The organism is Priestia sp. P1_B12_1 (assembly GCF_056406695.1).
The window spans coordinates 1-5,298 of record NZ_JBFTZR010000043.1 but is presented as its reverse complement, the minus strand read 5'-3'; the positions used below and the strand labels follow the sequence as shown (position 1 = coordinate 5,298).

Below are 5,298 nucleotides of genomic sequence, written 5' to 3'. Positions count from 1 at the left end.
CCAAGGTTTACACCAAATTCGCTAGCGATTTCATATTTCATTTGATCGATTGCTTGTTCAGCACCATATACTAATAATTCGTTGTTGTTGCTGCTGTTGTTGTTTGCCATGTTGTGTCACCTCCTTGTTTTTCTTAAGTTTCCTAGGGGCCAAGAAGTATATACACGGTAAATTATGGGTGTTTATTTCCTTATCAGGGTGACATACTAATTTTTAGAAACAACTGACACTGTAAAAAGTGGGATTAGATGTTTCATTTCCTTGTTATCTAAAAGTTTCCATGTGAGAAGAGGATTGCAATCGCCATTGCAATCCTCTTTAAATACCGTATCAATAGTTATTTTTATACTAAACATAAAATTAAAAATGCAAGAGAGGAAGAGGTTATATTGTCAAAAACACGTCAGAAAAAAGAATACTGTAAAAAGTGCAGAAAAGAAACTATACATACTCTCACAGAAGATGCTTTAGAAATTAATTGTTATTGCCATGAATGTCATTCACAACACGTTATCGTAAAAACATTTTTTTAATCATTTCTTAAAGTTTCACTCTCCAATAGACGAATAAATAACTTATATCTATAACCAAACTCCATACTAGCGGTGGCTATTGAATTTCATTTTATAAAATTATAGAAACAGAGAAGAACGGGTAAAGTAACCGGGAAGATTTTTAGTGGAGGTGAACGAGAAGTGAGGAGTAGGGAAAGAGATTTTATAACCATTGAAGATGAAAGAGGTATTGAAAAGCAATATGCAGTGGAGGCTTTATTTGATATGAGAAATCAGACTTATGCTTTGCTGCAATCGAACGGGGAAGTGCTGTTGATGCGCATTGAAGATGAAAAGGGTGAACAATATCTTGTTGGATTGACCGATCCTGAGGAACGTGACTCCATTTTAGATGCTTATCAAATCGCTGTAGAGGCTACGCCTGCTGACGGAGAATTCAGCTAATGTGATGAGGAGTGCGTTATGAAGAAGAAAATTGTAGATGCAGCTCATTTGGAACAAAAAATGCAGATTGAAAAAGTGATCAACGGAATGACCTTTACGAAAAATTTCCGGTCTGCTACAGCAGAAGAATGGTACGTGTTTCTTCCAGGTTATGAAGATCCAAGAACAGGTGGAGCTGCAGGAAAGGCAATGATTCATTATAACCTTTATGGAAATAGAGATATGTTTATTAACACTACAGTCATTTTAGATGATCCAGCACTATTTAGAGCAGAAATCCATCCTCTGGTTTATGCAATTGCAGATGAGCTGGTCAACAGGCTGGTTGGCTATGCTGATACTTTGCTGTCTGTTCATGCCGGTGAAAACTCATTTGATGCAGAATATAAACAAAACAATAATTAATCTTGATTTTTTTCAATTAAATCTTCCCTTAAAAAGAGAATGAGAGAAACGTATTTTAAAAAGATCCGAACGGTTTATCGTTCGGATCTTTTTATTATGATGGTAAACGTAGGTTTCATATGTTTTATTGCTTCTAGCGCCCGCCCGTGGAAAGCGAAGTCTTGCACGGAAGTCAATAGCGGTGTCACAAGCGATTCCTACTTGCTCTTCAATAGCATTGGCAGATACATTTCATTATCATATCAATTATATAATGAGCGATCCTTTCATGAAGCTCCGTAGCTTCGTTGAATCGCTTTTAATACTTTGCGAACTTTTGGTGCTGGCGTTTCCGTAAGGGCTATCTACCTAAACAATGATTGTCTAATTTTTTGAATGTTTTAGAAAAAGAGGCCAGGGTATTACAAGTACCATAAACGAATTAATTGATATAAACCATTTTTTTACTAGAAGGAGGAACTGCTCGTGACAAAAAACGTGATAGGTACGTATGATAATGAAGAAGATATTGTAACCGCTATTCAAAACTTAAAGACACAAGGTTTTCAAGAGAAGGACCTTTCTCTTGTAACCAGCAAAGATATCGATAAAGAGGACTATTCGAGAGTAGAAAGCAGAGAGGGAATTGACGTAAAGAAAGTTGAAACCACAGCACAAAATCACCAAGATGAGTCGATTATGGATAAAATTAAACATATGTTTTCACCAGATCACCCTAAAGAGATTCGTAGTGATAAAGCAAGAGTAGAAAAGTGTTTAATTAACTTAGGTGTCCCTCTTACAGAAGCAGGACCTTATGCAGATGATCTGCAAAAAGGAAAAGTATTATTGCTAGTAAAAGCTAATAGAGAGACAAAAACAAATCAGTTCTTAGGAAGTAGAGAAGATTCTCCTTTTGCAAAGGGTGACTCCGTTTATGATAAATCATTATACGGAGAACATCGTAAGCATGAATAGGTAGGAAGAAGAATAAAATTCGAGTTTGTGGGCAAACTAAGAACATAGGAACCCCAATTCCTCATCTTTCATTAAGTATGTGTTTTTTAAAAGCTGCTCATTTGAGCAGCTTTTTCTTTTTTAGCGGAAATATTAAAAGAAAAGCTAACTGGTATGAAAGCTAAAAAGGAGGGGAAGTTAAGAAAAAATGAGCTTTGATACGGAGGAACAGAAAATTGCAAAAAAAGAATCGATTAACATCTCCGGAAATGGCAAATTTATGGACACACTATATCCGTGAAACATTATCTGTATGTGTAAATAAATATATGCTTCACACAATTTAAGATCCTGAGATACATAGCCTTTTTCAAACGGCTCTTCACTTAAACACATAGATGCTTTAAAAGCATTATTTAAGAAAGAGAAGTTTCCTATTCCTAAAGGATTTACAGAAGAAGACGTAAACTTAGAAGCTCCTCCTCTATTTACGGACGTTTTGTGTCTTAAATCCCTTTATATGATGAGCACACACGGACATAATGAAATGAGTTTATCATTTACGACTTCCTTACGCCCAGACATTGTAGATTTTTATTATCAATGCAACCTTGATGCGATGGAGATTTATAAAAAAACTAAGGACCTTCTTGTTTCCAAGCAACTTTATCAGCAACCACCTACCTATATAACACCTAATAAGGTGGAAATGATTGAACATTACCACTATGTAACGGATGTGTTCGGTAAACAGAGACCGATAAATATAATAGAAAGTGGACATGCTTATTTTAATTTAAACAAAACATTTATTGCCAAAGCGATGATCCTTGGCTTTTCACAAGTTTCAAAAAATCAAAACGTACGAGCATTATTAGAAAAAAGCCTGCAAGTAAAAAACAAACACATTGATGTGTTTTCATCCTTATTAACCAAAGACAATCTTCATCTGCCTAAATCATGCGAAACAGAGGTTACAAATTCCAATATTGCTCCTTTTTCAGATCGGCTTATGCTTCTTCAAACGGGTTTCTTTTTTGGTATAGCAGTCACTTATTATAACGCAACTCTTATTGCAAGTATGAGAGCCGATATTTCAGCACACTGTGAAAAGGCGGCCTTGGATAGCTTGTGGATTTATAGCCGTATTGGGAAAGATATGATTGATAATCAGTGGATGGAAAAGCCTCCCCAAGCAGACGACCGTAAAAGGTTAGATGATTAGAAAACGTTCTTAATAAATTAATATTTAATCCTCCGAGCATGCTACTGAAGGTATTTTAAAATATTTACGTATAAAGAGAAAGAGCTGCTGTTCAAGAGCAGTAGTTCTTTTGTGTTTAGATTGTATGTGATATTCCTTCTTAGTTAACATAAAACGGACAGTAATCAAGAAGAGAAAACAAAATATAAGCCTATTTTTCGTACGATCCCTCAAAATTATTTCCGGGGGGGGAGGTTTTTAAAAATTATAAAAAGGATCTAACGTAATAGAAGTAGGTAATGCTCATTGTCATATAAGTTATTATAAAAAAATACCACAGATAACAAAAAATATAACTTTAAATAACTTATAAGTATAAGTTTACCATATTAGGATTTTTATATATAATCTATAGATGTTGTTACTTACATATTTTGAGGAGGAGAAAAGAAATGAAGAAAACGTTTGTCGCATTAATTCTTGCTTTATCTCTGGTTGTATCTGCATTAGGAATTCAGCCTTCGAATGCTAGGGCTGAAGCAAATCACAATCCGGTTGTTCTTGTTCATGGAATCAGCGGCGCGTCCTATAACTTTATTGCTATCAAAAACTATTTAATTGCTCAAGGGTGGGATCGCAATGATCTTTATGCTATTGATTTTATAGATAAGACAGGCAACAATTTGAATAATGGACCTCAGCTTGCTCGATACATTGATCAAGTGTTGAAAGAGACGGGAGCTAAAAAGGTAGATATTGTTACTCATAGTATGGGGGGAGCAAACACACTGTACTATGTTAAATATCTAGGGGGAGGGAATAAGATTGAAAATGTCGTGACGTTAGGAGGAGCGAATGGTTTAGTTTCTTCGACAGCCCTCCCGGGTACAGATCTCAATCAAAAAATTCTTTATACGTCGATCTACAGCATAAATGATCAAATTGTTGCTAATAGTCTCTCTAGGCTGCAAGGAGCAAGAAATATTCAACTTTATGGCATTGGACATATTGGATTGCTTTCAAATAGTCAGGTTAACGCGTACATAAAAGAAGGGCTGAATGGCGGGGGACAAAATACAAACTAGTTATTTTTCAGGTGAACAAGGCAGGATCGACTTTTATATATTTAGAATCAGAATGTTTGCCTTTGTGTTTCACCAGCATGTACTCGATGAAACAATCGAAGTCAAAGCAGCTCCCGCGCCGAAATAGAGTAGAGTGCTAAAAGTACCTCAGTTAATCGAGGTACTTTTTTAGGTTTTTGTACAAAGAATCGAGGATTAAAAACCGCACAAATTGATTTTTAATCGCGCATTGCGCCTGCTTCTCGAGAAGTCATGGCACCTTGTCCTTCACTTACGTCTCTTTGGATTTCTTGTTTTACTTTTTGTGCATTTGTTGCAGAAGCTGCTGGTTTCTCAGTAAAACCCGCCTTTTCTTTAGCTGATTGATGTTGCTGCATATGATCTCTCCTTACCTTTTTATTCGTACAAAAAGGAAGAATGGAGACCCATTCTTCCTTCAGCCATCAATTATAAAGTTGTCTTAGAAACGTCCGCCGCCAAGTTGTTGCTCAGCCATTTGTACAAGACGTTTTGTGATTTCGCCACCTACTGATCCGTTTGCACGTGCAGTTGTATCAGCACCAAGGTTTACACCAAATTCGCTAGCGATTTCATATTTCATTTGATCGATTGCTTGTTCAGCACCATATACTAATAATTCGTTGTTGTTGCTGCTGTTGTTGTTTGCCATGTTGTGTCACCTCCTTGTTTTTCTTAAGTTTCCTACCTA

9 protein-coding genes are annotated in these 5,298 nt (G+C 36.0%); 6 read left to right on the top strand and 3 right to left on the bottom strand.

Annotated features, from left to right (window positions below):
• A partial coding sequence (locus tag AC1D0Y_RS29240) for a small, acid-soluble spore protein, alpha/beta type (protein WP_477708417.1) occupies positions 1-110 on the bottom strand: 110 nt, incomplete at its 3' end.
• A 585-nt stretch (positions 111-695) separates the two neighbouring features.
• Between AC1D0Y_RS29240 and AC1D0Y_RS29235 the strand changes: the two genes are divergently transcribed.
• The 6 genes from AC1D0Y_RS29235 to AC1D0Y_RS29210 all read left to right on the top strand — a co-directional run bounded on the left by AC1D0Y_RS29235 (position 696) and on the right by AC1D0Y_RS29210 (position 4,589).
• Positions 696-959, top strand: coding sequence for a DUF1292 domain-containing protein (locus tag AC1D0Y_RS29235; protein WP_060747251.1), 264 nt, complete (start codon positions 696-698; stop codon positions 957-959).
• 18 nt (positions 960-977) lie between these two features.
• The gene (locus tag AC1D0Y_RS29230; RefSeq protein WP_060747252.1) at positions 978-1,364 is read left to right on the top strand and encodes a hypothetical protein; all 387 of its coding nucleotides are present in this window, start codon (positions 978-980) and stop codon (positions 1,362-1,364) included.
• A 465-nt stretch (positions 1,365-1,829) separates the two neighbouring features.
• Positions 1,830-2,321, top strand: a complete 492-nt coding sequence (locus AC1D0Y_RS29225; RefSeq protein ID WP_477708414.1) for a general stress protein — start codon at positions 1,830-1,832, stop codon at positions 2,319-2,321.
• A 248-nt stretch (positions 2,322-2,569) separates the two neighbouring features.
• Positions 2,570-2,647, top strand: coding sequence for a hypothetical protein (locus AC1D0Y_RS29220; RefSeq protein ID WP_477708416.1), 78 nt, complete (start codon positions 2,570-2,572; stop codon positions 2,645-2,647).
• Positions 2,648-2,694: 47 nt separating this feature from the next.
• Positions 2,695-3,525 carry a DUF3231 family protein gene (locus AC1D0Y_RS29215; protein ID WP_477708415.1) on the top strand — a complete coding sequence of 277 codons (831 nt, stop codon included), beginning with the start codon at positions 2,695-2,697 and terminating at the stop codon, positions 3,523-3,525.
• Between the two features lie 431 nt (positions 3,526-3,956).
• Positions 3,957-4,589 carry an esterase/lipase family protein gene (locus AC1D0Y_RS29210; RefSeq protein WP_477708413.1) on the top strand — a complete coding sequence of 211 codons (633 nt, stop codon included), beginning with the start codon at positions 3,957-3,959 and terminating at the stop codon, positions 4,587-4,589.
• A gap of 218 nt (positions 4,590-4,807) precedes the next feature.
• Here AC1D0Y_RS29210 and AC1D0Y_RS29205 read toward each other — a convergent pair whose 3' ends face one another.
• Positions 4,808-4,966 carry a hypothetical protein gene (locus AC1D0Y_RS29205; protein ID WP_192995136.1) on the bottom strand — a complete coding sequence of 53 codons (159 nt, stop codon included), beginning with the start codon at positions 4,964-4,966 and terminating at the stop codon, positions 4,808-4,810.
• Between the two features lie 83 nt (positions 4,967-5,049).
• Entirely contained in the window at positions 5,050-5,259 is a 210-nt protein-coding gene (locus tag AC1D0Y_RS29200) for an alpha/beta-type small acid-soluble spore protein (RefSeq protein ID WP_013084442.1), read from the bottom strand.
• Positions 5,260-5,298 lie beyond the last annotated feature (39 nt).